Raw genomic sequence first — 17172 nt, 5'->3', positions numbered from 1 at the left:
AGGCCGGTTTCGGGCGAAGCAGTAGCTGAATGAGCGGCAGCTTCCGGGAAACGCAGCATGGCGCCTGAATGACGGCAATTGGGTCTTTGGAAACTCGCGTTTCGCAGCGGTTACGTCCAAAGTCGGAAATCCTTTCCAGAGATGCTGTATCTAACAAGCGGACGTTTTTCTGCCTCTTAGTCATTTACGGGACAAAACGTTCAGGCCGCTGTTGAAAGACCTTCAGCCTTGCACTTGGCAGCAACTAGTACGGCAAGATCGGCACGAGAGACTGGTCGTCCGATTAGGTAGCCTTGGATCGTGTCGCAGCCGGCTGCGACTGAGAAGTCGAACTGCTCTGGCGTCTCGACACCTTCAACGGTCGTGGACATGCCGAGGCACTTAGCCATGGTGATGATGGCTTGGACAATGGCCGAACTCTCTGCATCGTCAGGGACCTGGCGTACAAACGACTGATCAATCTTGATTTTGTTAAAAGGAAACTTGCGTAAGTAGCTGAGCGACGAATAGCCGGTGCCGAAATCGTCCATCGAAATGCTGACTCCCAGTGCCTTAAGCTGGTTCAGCGTTTCAAGGGTGCCGGTCTCATCAGACAAAAGGACGCCTTCGGTCACTTCCAGTTCCAGACGCTCTGGAGCCAGACTACTAGCCTGAAAGGCTTGCACAATGTGAGAAACTAACGAGTGATCGCGGAACTGAGCTGGCGACAGATTGATCGCGACGCTCATGCTCCCCGGCCATGTCGCCGCTTCGGTGCAAGCTGTCCTCATTACCCAGTTACCGAGCGGAACGATAAGACCAGTTTCTTCGGCGATGCCAATAAAATCGCTCGGTTGCACCAAGCCGCGGTCGGGGTGATTCCAACGCACCAGAGCCTCAGCTGAGGTGATACTGCCCGTCCTGGCGTCGACCAATGGCTGATAATAAAGCTCCAACTGCCCTTCGGCGAGCGCCAGCCGAAGCCCCGTCTCAATGGCCCGACGCTCGCGCATCTGCTCATTAAGCGAGACATCGTACCGTCGAAAGGCTCCCCGACCGCTTGCTTTTGCAGCATAGAGAGCGAGGTCGGCATTACGCATTATCTCTGCTGGATCGTCACCGTCGTCTGGTGCGATTGCTATGCCGACGCTTGCCCCCAGGTGGATCGCTTGCCCGTTAAGCATGAATGGGCGTGAGCCGACGATATCAACGATGCGTGTTGCCAGCGCTGCGGCTGCATCGGCCTCGTCGGTAGTCAACTGTAGGATCGCAAACTCGTCGCCGCCAAGCCGCGCGATGATATCGTTATCGCGCAGGGTCGACCGCAAGCGATCTGCAACCATGCCAAGCACGATGTCTCCCGCTGGGTGACCGAGGGTGTCGTTGACAGCTTTAAAACGATCCAGATCGAGCATCAGCACTGCGCAGGACCGATCACGGTTGCGACGCGATGCGGTGTGTAGCGCGAGATGATCAAAGAAGCGCGTTCGATTGTCTAGGCCGGTTAGCGAATCCGTAAACGCAAGCAACCGCATCTTGGCTTCTGTCTTCAGACGCTCGCGCTGATCCCTGACGGCTATAACGGTCTGGATTTTGTGTCCCAGTCCAACCTCACGCCGAAGAACGCGGACTGGCACGTGCTTGCCTTCGACGCTGATCAGATCAATCTCGCGCTCTTCGCGTTCTGGCATGCTTGATACGTCGAGGCCGGGGAGCAGGGAGCTGACCGCAAGCCCGGTCAAAGCACCTGGTTCGTGCCCGGATAGAAACTCGATGCTGTCGTTTGCGGTGACGATCACGTCATCTTGGCAGATCAGCAGCCCTTCAAGCGCAACATCAGCCAGCTCGCGAAGCCGCCGCCTATCCTGTCGCAGGCGAACTTTCGCCGCAAGATCAAACCGCCAGCCAAATACGGCCAACACAATAAGAGCAAGCGATACACCTGCGACAACGGGCGTTATCGCTTGGGGAGAAACAGCGTTCTCAGGGAATTTCACCGCCGCATTTGAGTTAAGGGTCATGGCCGCCATGCCACAGAAATGAAGTACGCCGATCGACAGCAGTAGCAGCGGTGCCGCGGTGGAGCGTATCCGCCTATTCCGGCTTCCTACCGCCACCATTGCGAAGCCGGAAACGGGAAGGCTTAGGATGACTGAGGGGACCACCAAGCCCAGATCCCAAGCGACCGTGCCCTGAACAAGATACGCCGCTTGCCCGACATAGTGCAGCATTGTCACGCCAACACCCACGATCAGCCCTGCGATAAATTGCTGCCATTGCTGGCGTGAGCGGATTGATATCCACACACCGGCGCCAATGCCGACGATTGCGCAGGTCAACGATATGGCTGTTAACACGGGCTCAAACGCGGCGGGCATCCCTGGCTTGAACGCGAGCAGGACAATAAAGTGTGTTGCCCAAGCGGTGCTTCCGCTCGCGACGATGCTGACCAGACCCCAGCTAGTTTTGGCGGAGCCACTAGCACGGGCGGCATGGTGGCCAATCGCGAAAGAAGCGTAGATACCAGTCGCGCAGACGAGGGCAGCAACGATCATCAAACGAGTGTCGTGCATCCCATAAATACAGTGAATGACGGCGAGCAAAGAGGCGGGCATCTAGCCGAGATAACGTGAATATCTTAACGAAACCGTGATGCAGGGCTAACCTGCAAATCAGCTAATTTCCCCTTGCGGCCAAATGCGTACGGACGGCTGCCCGCCCGTTTAGGTGGTAAAGGCGGCTGATCAAGACGTCCAAAAAACGCCCCTTAACCAGATGAACGAATGTCCAAAGGTGGGAGGCGGTGAAGTGCAAGTGAATGTCCACTTATGGGTCTTGTCGGCCGCAGAGCGGACCGGCGGTTAGCGCCTAATACCGGAAGATTATCCGCATTAGGGCGGAGCCTAGTGGCGGCGAACAAGACCGCCATGCTCGCCGCCTGTCGGTTAAGCAGGCTCGGCTACCTTTGGGGGCCGACCACGCTTCGTGGTCGATGCAGGGGCCTCGGACTTGGCAGAAGCTTTCTGCCCCGGCTTTCTACCCAGACCAATCTTCTTCGCCATATCACGACGCATTGCCGAGTAGGACGGTGCAGTCATGGGGTAATCGTCCTTCAAACCATAGCGCGCACGATATTCAGCGGGCGTCAGGCCGTTGGTAGAAAGATGCCGCGTAAGCGTCTTGTAGGGCTTTCCGTCGATCATCGAAATAATGACATCCGGATTTGCCAGCGACTTCCGCGCAGTGACCGCAGCAGTAAAATCAGGAGCGGCTTCCTCAGCGGCAGCTTCTGCCGGCACAGCCGAAAGACCGATCACTGCGTCATGCATCGACCTCAAGAATGCCGGGACATCCTCCGCCGACGTGCGCGTATTCGGGTTCGACAGCCATGCCATCGTCAATTCGGCCGCAAGCTCAACAGTGTTCGTAGTTTCATCAGTCAATTGGAATTCCTTTCAAAGGGGGGGTAGCGAGGACATTGTAAACACATCCTGAACATCACAACCTTTCCAGTTGATTGTCAGTCGTTCCTAAAACATCCGAAAGCCGATTTAGGTTGGCTTTTTTGCCCAGCCACTCTCGCCCAATTGTGGACATTGAGAGGGATTGTCATGGTTGCGATTGGCCTATGCATCGGCGCGTCAGGGAGGCGGTTTAGTGGCGGAAAAGTCCTATTTTGATAGCACGCCGCAAGAGAATTATGCGCTGTTTTTGAACGCTTTGGCCGGTCTTGAAGACGATGCTGGAGCCGAGAGCTATTCGCGGGAGGGCATTCACTTTCTCCGCAGAGCTCTGCACGAGTTCTGTTCAGATTATCGCGTGCGGCACGGCAGCTAACCACGAGCTTAGGACGTTCCGTGGGCTAATTTAGGTGCCGAAGAACCGCCGTTCAACCAAATGAACGAATGTCCGAATGTGACAGGTAGAGAAGGGCGTCTGAATGTCCGGGTATGGGTCTTCCCGTCCTAGAAAGCAGCCGGGCGGCTAGCGCCCAATTGTGGACATTGACCAAAGCCGCGAGTTGGCCACAAAGGCACTATGGATGCAGCCGACGCGTTTCGAAATAGAATGGGTGCTGTGGCAGCAGTGCTGGTCGTCATCGGTGTTATGATGGTCGGCGTTTATTCGCTGCTTCACCCGCTTCCGCCTATTTCGGCGAGCTACGCTGATGGAACCTACCAGAATGATGATTGTGGCACGCTGGAACTGCGAAGCGGAGCCATTCATTTCAGGTCATCAAGCGTAAGCTATACGCTGGAGCGTCAAAAACATGGTGTATCAGCGGTCACCCCGCACTTCCTCGGAGTCGAGATAGATAGGGCCGGATGTCACGTGGTTTATGACCCCTCTAGCTATCCATTGTTCCTTTCCTTTGGCCGCAACATCCCGCCGCAGTCGGTATCGCTCAAGCAAGTCGGGCACGACTCAGTGTACGTTTTTTACAGGTTGAATAACCGAATTGCAGGTGTGGATCGGCCTGCGCAACGCCCATAAGCAACGACCGCTTCCCACCACCTCAAGCCTTTCCGACGCATCCGTGCCGATCAGATCGCCCGGAAGCCGACCGGCGGCTATCGGGAAGAAAAGCAGCCGGACGGCTCCCGCCCAATTGCGGACATAGCCGGACGTGCTAGGCTTGGCTCCACAGGGGGCTTCATGACACTCTATCAGCGGTTTCGCATCTGGGTCGACGAGGTTCAGTCCGGAAGCCTCTACGCGGGCAAGCTGCTATATGTTGCTGGTGCGTTCCCGCTATTCGCTACTCCGCTTTTTGGGAACTGGTGGCGCATTCCGGGCGTCGCGATCGCGGTTGGATGGATGGCCTTTCTGCTTTGGAGGCTGTGGCTGATGGCGAAAACTGGTTTGGTCGCCAGTGACGTGCCGCAGGGCCGCTTGATCGAGAAGACGGAAACGGTTCCTACCGACGAGGCGATCTCGAACGGCAGCTAACCACCAGATTGCGACGTTCGGCCGCGACGAACGCGAACACCGAGGCCGAAAGCCGACTGTCCGCTTGGGGCTCTGAAGCGGACGGTCCGGAAACGCCCACTTACGGACATTGCCGTCTATTCGGCTTCCTCGTGTGCATCAGCCTTTGCGCGATCAGCGTTTGCACGCGCCTCTGACGGTCCTGTCTTTATGTCATTCATATACCGCTTGATTTGAGGAATGCTCCCAAACCAAATGACAAGTAGCAGGGCGGGAATGAGCAACAGCGGAAGGTAGCTATCCATTCAAACCCTATAGCATGTGAACGACCGCTCTCCACCACTTTCCCCGTTCCCGCTGGCGATCGACGTTGGATTAAAGCGACCCGTCGGCTCTCGCCCATTTGCAGACATTACGCATCCGAGTACCGTGCCGCTACGGAGGCGAGTCACATGGGACGTTTGTTGTCGATAGCGGTGGGAATGGCGCTGATAGCACTGCTGCCATCGCCGCTCAGTGCTCAAGACAATCCACGTCTTTTTGATGTCTTCAGCATTCGTGCGACCACTGGAGGCTACTACCTCCGTACGGTCTCTCCCAAAGGAGATCGGATCAACGCCACATGTCAGTCAATTCACAAAGGCGCATGGGACTTTGCCGTAGAGGTCTATCCCGCCGGTGGTGCGATTGTGAAATCGGGAACATCACCGGCCCTTAAGTTATCTGGAACGTGGGCATACCCACTCCGGGCTCAAGGCCGCAGTTATTTCCTATGGGCTGCCCCCAATTCTGCGGCGTTTGCGCTATTCCTACAACGGGTGAGCGGTATGGGATGGGGTCAGAACTTCGTGTCCCGTGAGCTCAACGTCGACTTCCAAAGCCATGGGTCAGACGACGCCGGGACAATCGCCGCTTTCGCGCACCTCTGCCGCTTACCGGGCGTCTCGCCCAACGCCTACTGAGAGACCGCGCGCACCCAAACGTCCGGTTTCCACCACATTGCGACGTTCAGCGGTCAGATGTGTGGAAAACCCGGCCTCGATCCCCACTGTGCGACAAACGGGTGTTTTCGGACACCCAAGCAGACCTGTCGGCGCTTAGCGTATATCTGGGCCCGTTCTATGTACCGACCCCAGGTGGGCGAGATTGCGGATCTGGTGGAACAGGATCCGCTCGTCATCGCCGACGACAGATATGCGACGCTGCGCAAGTTCGCCCCCCTTTTGATAGAATTTACATCCCCCTTTATATACCAAATCATAGATTGCATTTAGTATCGGAATTTTCATGATTTACCGCCATGCTGCTGCTACTTGTATTCTTATCGTTTGCAGCCCCTGTTATGGGAAAGATGCGGAAGTAATAAGTTGGAGTAAAAAAGATATAACCTATGAAGTATACAAAAAAGATGCCGTAGAATGTGCTAAGGTTGGGTATTATCGCGATGTTTCCAAAGATGAGCCCGCTAAGAAGTTTCTAAGAGGATTTCGCACAGCAGATGAAGCGATAAATCAGGCGGATATGGGAGGAGCCAGTGTTGATAAGTGGCGTAACTCAATACTTATAACCCAGCCAGATAGAAGCATGCGGGAGGTGCAAAATATCCAGGTAGATGCAGTAGAAAATTGCTTGTTGCAAAAGGGGTACAAGCAGTTTCTTCTAAGCAAAAGTCAAAGGCATGATTTAAAGAAATACAAATATGGATCTGAGGAACGTCGAAATTACCTGTATAGTCTCTCTATTAAAAAGTAATCTTTCGTTGCGGCCGTAGGAGTGGCAGCCCTTGCCTACTGTGTTGGGGGGCTGTCCCGACGGGGAGTACCGGCTTGGAGCGCATACCGTGGTCAAGAGCGACGGTCTCGTTAGGCTTTCCGACGGGCAGATCGCAGCCAGCGTCCTCACGAGCATCGAGGCATTCGGAACGGATCCCCATGCAGTAGCCGATGATGAGCATGCGGATCATCAGCTCGGGGTCGATCGATGGCCGTCCCATCTCGCTGTAGAACGGCTTGAGATGGTCGCGGATGCCCGACAGGTCCACGAACCGGTCGATCGAGCGCAGCATGTGGTCCACCGGCACATGCCGCTCCAGACTGAAGCTGTAGAACAGCGCTTCCTGCGCTACCGTCCGCTCGCCCATCATCGGCCCGTCTCCGCTCACCTTGCGAAGATCGAATCAGACCACCGACACTACGGCAAGGCCGACTTTTTCAACACAATCGCTCAGTTGCAGACGGTCCAATTTCCGCACAATATCGTAAGATGACGCCGCCAAGTAACGATAGGCCACCCTCGCAGAAGCGCATTGGCGGACGTGTCAGGGTGAGGTTAGAACGCGCGAATGATGCTGCGCGACTATTCGAAGCACACGGTTTCGCGCCGATCTACGTCGAGCATAGGGAAGACGGCGACGTTTTTTTCTGGTTCGGGAAAGAGGCAGATGATGTCCTTTACCGCATAGCTACCTGCATCCCGCGTGAGTTTTATGCCGTCCAAAGGGTTGTGGTCGGCGACAGTCCGCCCTTTTCGCCGGGGGCCGGGAACGTCAGCTAGCCACCAATTCCGGACGTTCCGGAGCCGATCGCGTTGAATGACCGCTTACGCCCACTTACGGACATTGCCGTCTATTCGGCTTCCTCGTGTGCATCAGCCTTTGCGCGATCAGCGTTTGCACGCGCCTCTGACGGTCCGGTCTTTATGTCATTCATATACCGCTTGATTTGAGGAATGCTCCCAAACCAAATTACAAATAGCAGTGCGGGAATGAGCATGCGAACGACCGCTCTCCACCAGTTTAGGTCCTACAGGCGGCTAATCTAAACGCCCAAAAACTGCCGTCCAACCGGATGAACGAATGTCCGAAAGTGGGAGGCAGGAAAGGGCACTTGTATGTCCACTTGTGGGTCTGGCCGGAAGCTGTAGGGCAGGGTGCCTTCGCCCACACCCGGACGTTCAGGCTGGCGATCCGGGCTCCCGATAACGGCCATTCGTTAAGCGCAATCGTTCCCGTTTTTCCGTCTCCGATTAGCCATTTCGGGAAAGAGCAATCGGGAACAGATTTTGGGAAAGGGGGTGCCCCGGACGGCTCTCTGTCCGATTGCACGGGCGACTGTCCCGCTGTGGGTTCCTCTGTGAGAATGCGCCGGTGATCCATACAGCCGTTCAATCGGAACGCCCGTAGGGGTGTTTGCTTCTACTCCTGGTTTTGCAGGATCGCTTGAGCGACGATATCAACCAAGTGATCAGCGCGCGAAGCGAAGGCGGGTTGATCGCCAAGCCAGCCCAGCGCGCCGATAATCCCGAAAAGATCAATTCCATCAAAATCCGGGCGTGCGGTTCCGTCTACCTGAGCCCGTTCGAGTAGACGCGCCCCCGCGGCCCGCAAGCTGGTGCAAGAGGCGTGAAGCGCAGAGTCGGCGTCATCCAACGCAGCCGCCATCACGGCAACAACGCCGTTGTAGCTCCGCACGAAGGCGACGGCGTCAGGGAGCCATAGAGCCAAGGCTTTAGCAGGCGCCATGCCGTTCCCAAGATCAGCAGCTTTGCGCGTCAACTCATCAAGGCTGGTGCGCAGCAGCGCCTCCAGCAGCGCCTCGCGCGTTGGAAAATGCCGATAGAGCGTGGCTAACCCTACGTCCGCTCGTCTGGCGATATCGCGCAGCGATGCATCCGCACCCTGCTCGGCAATCACGCCGCGCGCGACGGTCAGCAAGTGGCTGTAATTCTTCTGGGCGTCGGCGCGCATAAGCCTCATCTTGACAAACGGATCACCGCTACGGATATGTGTAGCACTGCCACGCTTCGATAGTCCCTTTTCTCGATGTTGGAAACCGTCATGAACAACGCCCTCCGCTACAAGCTCTTTGGTCAGCACACCGGATTGCGCGTGTCCGAACTCGTCCTCGGCACCGCCAATTTCGGGACGGCCTGGGGTCACGGCACGGATCCTGACGAAGCCCGCCGCATCATCGACACCTACGCTGATGCGGGCGGCAACTTTCTCGACAGCTCAAATGGCTACCAGGACGGTCAGTCCGAGGAATTCATCGGCGACCTGCTGACCGGGCGGCGCGACGAATTCGTGCTGTCCACCAAATATGCCGTGAAGACGAACGCGGCCTCGGGCATCCTCGCCACGGGCAACAGTCGGCAAGCGATGGTGTCGTCAGTCGAGGCAAGCCTCAAAAGGCTTAAGACCGATCGGATCGACCTATACTGGGTTCATGTCTCGGACGGCGTGACGCCGCTGGAAGAAATCGTGCGCGGCTTTGACGACCTCACGCGGGCGGGCAAGATCCTTTATGCCGGGCTCTCGAACTTCCCCGCATGGCGGGTAGCGCGGGCTGCGACGATCGCCGAGCTTCGCGGCGTCGTTCCGATCGCGGGCATCCAGGTCGAGCATAGTCTCGTCCAGCGCGCGACCGAGCAAGAGTTGATTCCCGCCGCGCAGGCCCTCGGGCTTGGCGTCGTCGCCTTCTCGCCTCTGGGTGGCGGCGTGCTGACCGGCAAATACCGTGCCGGCAAGGCGCAGGACAGGCGCGACGAGGCCTGGGCCGGTGCGGGCTTCCAGCCCGAGAACAGCCCGCAGCGTACGGCCATCTTGGATACGCTGATCGTGGTCGCTGACGAAGCAGAGGTGACACCCGGAGAGATCGCTATCGCCTGGGTCGCCGCGAAGGGTTCGCTGCCGATCATCGGGCCACGTACGCTTGCACAACTCGAAGCGAATCTCGCAGCGGCGAACGTTACGCTGTCGGCCGAGCATATCACCCGGCTTGATGCGGTGAGCGCGATCCCGCCTGTCTACCCGTACACGGTCCTCAACGAGCGTCGGATACAGGACCTCATCACGGGCGATATGATTGATAGGATCGATATGCCGGCTGGCCCCGTCGCTTAAGGACTGCATGAGTATTGATGTCGTCGCTACGATGACTTGCGTTCATCAGACCAGACAGTCCTTTTGCGGATAGAATCCCTGGCGTGAAAGCCGCTCTCTCACCAGTCGCACCACCGAATGGCGTGGCGTCTCGGTAGGGAGCGCCTTTCTCTGAATACGATCGTTCACGAGTAGGTCCCATTGGGGGGCGTTGGTCCCGAACTCCGATCGATAGAAACTACACAAGGGTATGAGCCTAGGAGTTAGCGCCTTTCGCCAGATAATGGTGAGCGTTGTTGGCATCCATTCCTCCCCCTCCTAGGGCCGACGTGTGTTACTGGGGTGGCACACATCTTGCTAACCCCAAGCGCGACCCTCGCGGACAGGCGCGGGCGTCTACGGGAGCAGGATATGATACCGACCAACACGAGCAGGGTTTTTGCGGCTGGACTGCTGATTGCATCTCTCTCGATCGGAGCCGCGGCTGCGCCACCGCGCACCAGGACAATAACCGACGACTACAGGGCACGATATGACGAGCGTCGTCATGTTTACTGTATCAAGTTCTTTGCTGACCTACCCGCCGCCATGCCTCAACCGGGCCCATCCAGAGATATATGCAAATCACAGGCTGCTTGGGCCAAAGAGGGGGTCCGAGTGAGCCGCGCCGGTCGATTTACGCCGTCCTAGTAACGGTCCTGACGCGGCAAATGCTGTGAGAGAGATTGGGGGGCACGCAAAGCTTTGATGTGCTAAAATCTGAGCGGCTTAGCTGCCTTCCCAAAATTCGATCCCAGGGGAATGCCTCAGCCGTCTCGCTAGGCGTTCTCTGGGAGATGCCGGGGCGCCTATCGTACGTTTCCGATCGTTCTCCCGCCAGCCGATCCCGGACGAGTGGCTTATGATCGGCCGCTTGGAGCTTAACGCGGGAAGGAGTATATTGCGGGTATGACGAAGCCCCATGCCACATCCACTAGCACGGTCGTCCGCGACACGAAGACAGGCCGGCTTGTCACGGTTCTAGGCGCTGGCGCGCTCAAGGGTCTGCCGCTGAGGAAGGGCGTTGACCTGACGAAGCCGATCGCCTCGCAGGCACTGAAAGGTGGCAAGCCTCGCCGACTGACCACTGCTAAGTCGTAACCGCTTGCCAGGCGTCCTTCTCGACACGCACACCCTCTATTGGCTCGTAACCGGCAACGATCCCCTCACAGAAGAGTCGTTGGTAGCGATCGGCGATAGCCAAGAGTCCGGCGCGCTTTTGGCGTCGCCAATAACGGCATGGGAACTGGCGGTCGCTTCGCAGAAGAACCGGGTGGCCGATCGTCCGCACCTTGGCGATGATGCGCCGGATCAATGGTTTCGCGATGCAGTCGCGGTTACGCGGGCGCGGGTAGTGTTAATCCACCAACGGATAGCCATAGAGGCAGCCAAGGTCGCCGTCGAAACTGGTCATAGAGACCCCGGCGACTGCTTTCTGATTGCAACAGCCCGTGTTCGGAAGGTGCCGTTGGTCACGCGCGACGGGACAATTCGCGCAATATCAGCCGATCGGCCTGATTATCTAACTGTTATCGTTTGCTGATCCGCACGATGAAGGCGATCGGCATAGCCACCTGGCTGTCTCGATAGACGTTCGTTTTTGGGAAGCCCCCCGCCGGGCTATGCTAGAACCGCAAGATTGGTCGAGCGCGTCATGTCTGTGAGCGCCTAGCTGGCGTCGCCACGGAGGACAGGACGATGAAGGCGGCGCTTTCCCACTACCATGCCCGGATGCAGCGGGTGCTGGATCACATCGACCGGCACTTGGATTGCGATTTGGACTTGGACGCGGTGAGCGGGGTCGCGGCCTCCTCGAAGTACCATTTCCACCGGCAGTTCACGGCAACCTTCGGGCTGTCCGTGCATCGCTACATCCAGCTCGCCCGCATGAAGCGGGCATCCCACCGGCTGGCCTATCGGGACGCGCAGAGCGTCACCGACATAGCGATGGATGCCGGTTACGATGCCCCGGATGCCTTCGCTCGCGCCTTTCGGCAACGGTTCGGGCAGTCGCCGTCGTCGTTCAGGAAAGCTCCCGCTTGGGAGCCGTGGCTTGCGGCCTTCGGGCCTCTCGACAACGCGAGGAGCAAGCTCATGCAAACCACCTATACCCCTGACGACGTAACGATCCGCGACGTGGCCCCGACGCCGGTGGCGATCATGGAGCATCGCGGCGACCCGGCGACGATCGGTGCGACCATCCAGCGGTTCATCGCTTGGCGCAAAGCAACCGGGTTGTCGCCGAAGACCAGCCCGACCTTCAACGTCTTTCACTCCGATCCGCGCACGACGCCTCCGGCCGAATACCGCATGGTCCTGTGCGCCGCCGCCGATCGCCCGATCGAGCCGCATGGTGAGCGGATCGAGGCCGGCACCATTCCCGGCGGACGCTGTGCGGTGCTGCGCGTCGTCGGCAACACCGACAATCTGGAACCTGCCGCCCTATACCTCTACCGCGATTGGCTACCGGCCAGCGGCGAGCAAGCGCGGGACTTCTCGCTCTACTGCCAGCGCGTCACCTTCTTTCCGGAGGTGCCGGAACATGAAGCGATCGCGGAACTGTTCCTGCCGCTGAAATAGATTGGTGCAGGGGCGGCATGGCTCCGTAGCGAACAGGCCGCCCTTTCCCAAAACTCGATCCCTTTTGGAATGAGGGCCGGCGGTGTCAGGGGATACGCTGACCAATGTCGATCCGGTTGCCTTCAGGGTCGGCAAATACAAAGGCGCGCTGGCCGTATTCCTTGTCCATCAGCCTCTTGATGATCCGGACGCCTTCAGCTTCGCAGATTGAATAGAGCGCCGCCACGTCGCTCACGAACATGTGCATCACGTTAGCGGTCGAGGCATGGTGGTCCGGCTTCCGGCTCAAGTGGATTTCAGCCTGATCCTTCTTCATCACCATGAACCCGACTGGATCACCGTTCTCGAACACTTTCATGAAGCCCAGGATGCGCGAATAGAAGTCGTGGGCGGCGTGGATATCTCGCACGCAGATGCCAGGGGCGGTTCGGCCAAACGCAACGTCGGATATGGAGGGGGACACCATCTTCTCTTCCTCGTAGGGCAGTGGCGGCGATGCGCATGCCGGGTCAGGAGCAGTGTCCGTTTGTCGAGCGTGAAGAACGCCCGGTAGATTGTCAATGCATACGCCGTTGCGCCCCCGTCTTCCCAATATTCGATCCTTTTGGGGATGCGCCAGACGTGTCACCGAGCCTTCCAAATCGCAAACGGCTAGCCGAGACGGAGCTAGCTTCGCAGATGCGCCGCGAACCCGGTCAGTGCGGGTGCGGCGGCCTCCTCCCGTAGTTCCATGGAGGGGATGGTATAGTCGCCGGCGTTCTGTCGGCGGTATGGAATAGGCTCGTCGGTGAACAGCGCGCGCATCCGGCCGCGCAACTGGCCGGATGTCGCGCGGAACCCGTCGTCGTCCATTCGATCGGCCTGGTAGATGATGAACGGCGGCAGTACGTCGTAGCCCGGATAGAACAGCACACCGTGGTTGATCGGGAACAGCAGGTCGTCGATCGGGCCGTTGATGCCGCGCGCACCGTAATGCGACGCCCAGCCGCCGGCGGTGACGATCAGCATGGCGCGCTTGCCGGCCAGCCTGCCCTCGCCGTAGCGATCGCCCCAGCGCCGGTCGCTATGCTCGCCCACGCCATAGGCGAAGCCGTAGGAATAGATCCGGTCGATCCAGCCCTTCAGGATCGCCGGCATCGAGAACCACCACAAAGGGAAGGCCAGGATCAGCGCGTCCGCCCACATGAGCTTGTCCTGCTCCGCGACGACATCCTCGCTCAGCGTGCCATAGGCGAACGCCGCGCCCGACGTGGCGGGCACGCGCAATCGTTCGGCGGGGTCGAGGCCGGGAAAGTCCTGCCGGTCGACGACGGCCTTCCAGCCGAGGACGTGGAGGTCGCTGACGCGCACGTCGTGCCCGTCGGCGAGGAGCTGGTCGACCGCGATGTCGCGCAGGGCGTTGGTCAACGAGGCCGGTTCGGGATGGGCGGAGACGATCAGGATGTTCATGGGCCACTCGCAAGGTTGGTGTCGTGCCAAGCTAGTCGTCCCGCCATTAATGCTGTAGCCGGATGGAGCGGATAGGACAGTTCCGGATGGCGGATAGATCGGGCGTGACCCTCGAACGGATGCGGACCTTCGTCAGGGTCGCGGCTCGCGGCAGCCTGTCGGCGGTCGCGCGCGAGCATGGCGTCGGCCAGTCGACGGTCACCCGGCATTTAGCCGAACTGGAACAGGCGCTGGGCGTCTCGCTGCTCAGCAGGACGACGCGGCGGATCAGCCTGACCGAGGAGGGTGCCCGCTACCACGCCGAAGCCACCACGATCCTCCGGCTGGTCGATGAAGCCACTGACGAGGCGCGCAGCGCCGGAGGTGCGCCGGCTGGCCGGGTCCGGCTATCCTGCACCGCGGCGCTGGGCGTGCTCCATGTCGTGAAGGGCCTGTCCGCGCTCCAGGACCGGCACCCGCGGATTGCGATCGACCTCGGCCTGTCGGACGTGCGGATCGATCTGGTGCGCGAGGCGGTGGACGTGGCGGTCCGGCTGGGGCCGCTGAACGACAGTTCGCTTCAGTTGAAGCGCATCGGCGTCTCGCGCCGCATCTTGGTCGCGTCGCGTGGCTATCTCGCGGATCACGGCCATCCGCGGGACGCCAATGACCTCGCGCGCCATCAGGCGATCCGCATGAGCAACGTCGCCGGTAGCGACCGGCTCACCCTGCGCGGCGCGGGCACGGATGTGCGGTCGGCGTCGTTCACCGGGCGGCTGACGGTTGACCACGGGCTGGCGGCGCGGGAGGCGCTGATCGTCGGGTGCGGCATCGCGGCGGCGCATTTATGGCTGGTGGACGACCTGCTGGCCTCGGGCGTGGTGGAACGAGTGCTGCCTGACTTTGAGCTGGAGCCGGTCCCCGTCTCGGTCCTGTTCGTGCCGGCGCGGGCGCGGATCGCGAGGGTGCGGCTGGTGATCGATGCGCTGGCTGTGTTGATCGGCCAGATTCCCGGTATCGACCAAGGTGCATGAAGGACGGTGACAGCCAAATGGGCTGATTCCCAATTCGCCATCGTTTTCGAGAAAAGCGGCAGCTTGGCAATGTCGGCTATTGCCGCCTGCCTTCCCGAAAGCGGTCGGACTGGAATCCTTCCCCTTCACGACATCCACGACGGACTATTTTGGGCAAGCGCAGTCAGCGCGGGGGTGAACGAATGTCTGAAGTTGGGAAGCGGGAAAGGGTGCGCGAATGTCCAATTGTGGGTCATGAGAGCCACGGTTCATGCCGGGAATGTGATACTCGAAATCACGAACTCAGCTTAGCTTGACGTCTGCTCACGCCGAAAAGTCGCCGTTCCCGGCGCTTTTCCCGCGTTCCCTACTTCCGACATACATTTATCGGTCCGCGCCCTACAGCGCCGCGGGGATGGCAGAGATTGGGAACGAAGCTTTCACTCCCAACAGCCTTCCAAATGGCGGCCTTTGCCGATAGCGGACATCCGCTCGTTTTCCATTTGCGATAGATGCGCAAACATTCGCGGAGCAGTAGCGGTATGGCTGCTACTGATCCCGTTCGCGCGAACCGCCGCGGCGTTGCCGTTTTCGGGCGAGTCCCTTAGTCCTGCCAAGCCGAAGTACGAATGACCCCACAGAAATTACCGCGATGAAAATGCGGTTCCTTGTCCGCAATGACGTCCGCGTTGACATTGCCAAACGTCGTATCCGGTCGGTGCTTGTTGCCATCGTAAAACGCTTGGATGATGTCTTCCTTGAACGTCTGAGGACGCGGAAAGTTTAAAACCACAGCGTCACGTTCGGCGTCCGAATAGTCGGAATATGCCAGCCCGAGCACATCCATCTCGACGCCCGCCGTCACCAGCGCAACCACTGGATGCATATGCTGCGGAATGCCCGGCGTCGTGTGCAGCGCGATTGCCGTCCAGACGGTAGAGGCATCCGCCTCGGGAACGCCATGGCTGCGCAGGAAGTCGCGTGCCGCGTGGGCACTATCGACCTCGAACCGCTCATCGGCGCTGGAGCGGCCGGCGACCAGACCGATGTCATGGAACATCGCACCGGCATACAGCAGTTCGCGATCGAAGCGCAGACCGCGATGGACACCCGCGATCGCGCCGAAATGAAAGACCCGGCTCGAGTGGTTGAACAGCAGGTCACTTTCGGTATCGCGAATGAATTCGGTGATCGCGCGAGCCAGCTTGGTATCGGGTCTCGCGGCAGCAGAATCGATGATGGCCATTTGCTGAATCCTTAGCTTGAGGACGGTACGGATCGACGGTGCGCGGCAACGGCTTCGGAACGGTCGACCGCCGGGAGCAGCCGCCGCACGGTGCGGCTTTGGCGGCGTCAGGTAAAAATGCTGCGATGCGCCGGCTTCGCCGGGTCGGGCGAAGAGAACAGGCCACGGACGACGGCCTCATACTGTTCCTCCGATGTCTGTCGGCGGGCGTCGAGGAGGGGTCGGACGTCCTCGGTAGGAACGTACCGCAGGCGGTCCAGGCCGTCGGTGGCTGCCTCGAAGACGGCAGCGGCGACTTTTTGAATGGCGTCGGGGTCGGCGCCTCCCGCCATGCCGCCATAGATTTGCGAGATGTGCTCGAGAAACGGGTAATAGTCGGCGTCGATCGGTACGACGCTCCCCTCGGTTCCCGAGCGTGTGACGAAGCCCGTGCTGGGTGCCCCGCCTGGCTCGATAAGCTTCACGCGTATTCCGAGCGCCGCCAGCTCATACGACAGCGCCTCGGAAAAGCCTTCGACGGCGAACTTGGAAGCGCTGTAGGCCGATGCCATCGGCGCGGCGAACACGCCGGCGCCCGAGCTCATATTCACGATCGTGCCTGCGCGGTTCTTGCGGAAATGCGGCAGAATCGCTCGTGTGACGTCCATCATGCCGAATAGGTTGACGTCAAATTGCCGCTGGATCGCCTGGCGCGATACGCCTTCGAAGATGGCGAACAAGCCATAGCCGGCATTGTTGACGAGCGCGTCGATAACTCCGAACCGTTCGATACCAGCCGCGATCGCGAGATCGATGGAATAGTGATCTTCGACATCGAGGCGGGTCACCAAAGTTGTATCAGTCGATTCCAGATGGGCAGCCTTGGCGGTATCGCGCATGGTGGCGACGACATTCCAGCCACGCTCGCCGAAGAGCCGGGCAGACGCCAGCCCGAAGCCTGACGAACACCCGGTAATGAGAACTGTTTTTGCCACGTTCGGCTCCTGATGTTAGATGTGAGAATCGCTTGAGACGCCGGCGCTTGGCGCAACGGCCGTCTCTCGAGTCCCGGATGACGGTATCGCTTTCCGACAACGCCG

At 59.3% G+C, this 17172-nt stretch carries 16 protein-coding genes and 1 pseudogene; 9 read left to right on the top strand and 8 right to left on the bottom strand.

The genetic code is table 11. The features are described 5' to 3' along the window. Positions 1-200: 200 nt before the first annotated feature. Together ABIC16_RS19830 and ABIC16_RS19825 are read right to left on the bottom strand one after the other, a co-directional pair. On the bottom strand, positions 201-2594 hold the full coding sequence (locus ABIC16_RS19830; RefSeq protein WP_354292576.1) for a bifunctional diguanylate cyclase/phosphodiesterase: 2394 nt from the start codon (positions 2592-2594) through the stop codon (positions 201-203). Between the two features lie 330 nt (positions 2595-2924). Further along, positions 2925-3422, bottom strand: coding sequence for a Ros/MucR family transcriptional regulator (locus ABIC16_RS19825; RefSeq protein ID WP_354292575.1), 498 nt, complete (start codon positions 3420-3422; stop codon positions 2925-2927). A 178-nt stretch (positions 3423-3600) separates the two neighbouring features. Here ABIC16_RS19825 and ABIC16_RS19820 point away from each other — a divergent pair, with 178 nt between their 5' ends. The 5 genes from ABIC16_RS19820 to ABIC16_RS19800 all read left to right on the top strand — a co-directional run bounded on the left by ABIC16_RS19820 (position 3601) and on the right by ABIC16_RS19800 (position 6660). After that, positions 3601-3816 carry a hypothetical protein gene (locus tag ABIC16_RS19820; protein ID WP_354292574.1) on the top strand — a complete coding sequence of 72 codons (216 nt, stop codon included), beginning with the start codon at positions 3601-3603 and terminating at the stop codon, positions 3814-3816. A 201-nt stretch (positions 3817-4017) separates the two neighbouring features. Beyond that, positions 4018-4473, top strand: a complete 456-nt coding sequence (locus ABIC16_RS19815; protein WP_354292573.1) for a hypothetical protein — start codon at positions 4018-4020, stop codon at positions 4471-4473. A 162-nt stretch (positions 4474-4635) separates the two neighbouring features. Beyond that, complete coding sequence (locus ABIC16_RS19810; protein WP_354292572.1) at positions 4636-4929, top strand: hypothetical protein; 294 nt, start codon at positions 4636-4638, stop codon at positions 4927-4929. A gap of 461 nt (positions 4930-5390) precedes the next feature. Beyond that, on the top strand, positions 5391-5870 hold the full coding sequence (locus tag ABIC16_RS19805) for a hypothetical protein (RefSeq protein WP_354292571.1): 480 nt from the start codon (positions 5391-5393) through the stop codon (positions 5868-5870). Positions 5871-6195: 325 nt separating this feature from the next. Beyond that, complete coding sequence (locus ABIC16_RS19800; protein WP_354292570.1) at positions 6196-6660, top strand: hypothetical protein; 465 nt, start codon at positions 6196-6198, stop codon at positions 6658-6660. Between the two features lie 163 nt (positions 6661-6823). On the opposite strand, the pseudogene ABIC16_RS19795 reads toward ABIC16_RS19800, so the two are convergent. Further along, positions 6824-7051 (bottom strand): annotated as a pseudogene (locus tag ABIC16_RS19795) (transposase); the annotation flags it as partial. A 1050-nt stretch (positions 7052-8101) separates the two neighbouring features. Continuing rightward, entirely contained in the window at positions 8102-8653 is a 552-nt protein-coding gene (locus tag ABIC16_RS19790) for a TetR/AcrR family transcriptional regulator (RefSeq protein WP_354292569.1), read from the bottom strand. A gap of 90 nt (positions 8654-8743) precedes the next feature. On the opposite strand from ABIC16_RS19790, the gene ABIC16_RS19785 reads away from it, so the two are divergent. The 3 genes from ABIC16_RS19785 to ABIC16_RS19775 all read left to right on the top strand — a co-directional run bounded on the left by ABIC16_RS19785 (position 8744) and on the right by ABIC16_RS19775 (position 12406). Beyond that, the gene (locus ABIC16_RS19785; RefSeq protein ID WP_354292568.1) at positions 8744-9808 is read left to right on the top strand and encodes an aldo/keto reductase; all 1065 of its coding nucleotides are present in this window, start codon (positions 8744-8746) and stop codon (positions 9806-9808) included. 1123 nt (positions 9809-10931) lie between these two features. After that, positions 10932-11369, top strand: coding sequence for a type II toxin-antitoxin system VapC family toxin (locus tag ABIC16_RS19780; protein ID WP_354292567.1), 438 nt, complete (start codon positions 10932-10934; stop codon positions 11367-11369). Positions 11370-11524: 155 nt separating this feature from the next. Next, a complete protein-coding gene (locus ABIC16_RS19775) occupies positions 11525-12406 on the top strand; it encodes an AraC family transcriptional regulator (protein WP_354292566.1) in 882 nt (293 codons plus the stop codon). An 85-nt stretch (positions 12407-12491) separates the two neighbouring features. Here ABIC16_RS19775 and ABIC16_RS19770 read toward each other — a convergent pair whose 3' ends face one another. Together ABIC16_RS19770 and ABIC16_RS19765 are read right to left on the bottom strand one after the other, a co-directional pair. Beyond that, complete coding sequence (locus ABIC16_RS19770; protein ID WP_354292565.1) at positions 12492-13034, bottom strand: VOC family protein; 543 nt, start codon at positions 13032-13034, stop codon at positions 12492-12494. Between the two features lie 38 nt (positions 13035-13072). Continuing rightward, entirely contained in the window at positions 13073-13855 is a 783-nt protein-coding gene (locus ABIC16_RS19765) for an NAD(P)H-dependent oxidoreductase (protein WP_354292564.1), read from the bottom strand. A gap of 86 nt (positions 13856-13941) precedes the next feature. Between ABIC16_RS19765 and ABIC16_RS19760 the strand changes: the two genes are divergently transcribed. Then, positions 13942-14868 (top strand): LysR family transcriptional regulator, encoded by a 927-nt coding sequence (locus ABIC16_RS19760; RefSeq protein ID WP_354292563.1) that lies wholly within the window; start codon positions 13942-13944, stop codon positions 14866-14868. A 583-nt stretch (positions 14869-15451) separates the two neighbouring features. Here the strand turns inward: ABIC16_RS19760 and ABIC16_RS19755 are convergent. Both ABIC16_RS19755 and ABIC16_RS19750 read right to left on the bottom strand, forming a co-directional pair. Further along, positions 15452-16093 carry an HD domain-containing protein gene (locus tag ABIC16_RS19755; RefSeq protein ID WP_354292562.1) on the bottom strand — a complete coding sequence of 214 codons (642 nt, stop codon included), beginning with the start codon at positions 16091-16093 and terminating at the stop codon, positions 15452-15454. Positions 16094-16200: 107 nt separating this feature from the next. Beyond that, positions 16201-17067, bottom strand: a complete 867-nt coding sequence (locus ABIC16_RS19750) for an SDR family oxidoreductase (RefSeq protein ID WP_354292561.1) — start codon at positions 17065-17067, stop codon at positions 16201-16203. Positions 17068-17172: the final 105 nt, after the last annotated feature.

It is taken from the genome of Sphingomonas sp. PvP055 (genome assembly GCF_040546365.1).
GTDB classification, from domain to species: domain Bacteria; phylum Pseudomonadota; class Alphaproteobacteria; order Sphingomonadales; family Sphingomonadaceae; genus Sphingomonas; species Sphingomonas echinoides_A.
Note: the sequence above shows the minus strand (reverse complement) of the source record. Positions and strands in the feature narration are given on the sequence as shown.